The following is a 1014-nucleotide window of genomic DNA, read 5'->3' on the forward strand; positions in this document are numbered from 1 at the left end:
TTTTGGACAGCAGTAGGCCACGGTGTGTGGCTTGGCGTGCTGGGATTCCCTTGTCCATCCCTCGTGTCGTTACGAGGAGAGCCCCTTCCTTCCGCGGTGAAATAGCGATGCCAATCGTCTGTATTTCACCCGTTCGTGGGAAGGAAGGGGCTCGTTGTGAAGTCTCCAGGAGAGTTCATGGAAATTTTAGCTGCTTACGATTTGACCCGGTCGTACCGGGACGCCGCGAAGATCTGCGGCGTATCGCACAACACTGTGCGCTCGTATGTGAAGGCCCGTCAGGACGGCGCCCAGGCGCCGGTGGCACGGCGACGCGGCCGGATGACCGACCCGTTTCTGCCGCAGATAATCTCTTGGGTGGAGCAGTCCCGCGGGAAGATCCGCGGCGACGTGGTGCATGAGAAACTCGTGGCTTTGGGCTTCACCGGGTGTGAGCGGACGACCAGGACCACGCTTGCTGAACTGAAAGCGAAATACCGGGCCCGGAACGTGCGCGTGCACCGACCTTGGACTCCGGAGCCAGGTCTCTGGCTTCAGTATGACTACGGGGATGGGCCTGTCGTTGACGGAGTGAAAACCGTACTGTTCGTAGCCTGGCTGGCCTTCTCGCGGTTCCGGATCGTGATCGCTTTGCGAGATAAGACGATGCCAAGCGTGTTCGCCGCACTGGACCGGGCGTTTCGCCTGATAGGCGGGGTCCCGACCTACGTTCTGACCGATAACGAGAAGACCGTCACGGTCGAGCACGTCGCCGGGATCCCGGTCCGCAACCACCAGATCGTGGCGTTCGCCAGGCACTACTCGACCTCGCTGCAAACGTGCCTGCCAGCTGACCCGGCGTCCAAGGGCGGGGCGGAAAACGCGGTCAAGATCGCCAAAGCCGACTTGGTCCCGCAGGATACGAACCTGCTGCCGGAATACGCGTCTTTCGCCGAGCTGGAAGCGGCCTGTGAGGTGTTTATGGAGGAGGTGAACTCGCGGGTGCACCGGGCCACGCTGGAAATCCCCCAGGAG

The 1014-nt window shown here is 61.7% G+C and carries 1 protein-coding gene; it reads left to right on the forward strand.

The features are described 5' to 3' along the window. Positions 1–156 precede the first annotated feature (156 nt). Positions 157–1014: IS21 family transposase (gene istA / locus Q0877_RS17055; protein ID WP_299170045.1), on the forward strand; the 858-nt coding region annotated here is incomplete at its 3' end.

This window comes from uncultured Arthrobacter sp. (genome assembly GCF_947495145.1).
In the GTDB taxonomy this organism is placed as follows: domain Bacteria; phylum Actinomycetota; class Actinomycetes; order Actinomycetales; family Micrococcaceae; genus Arthrobacter_D.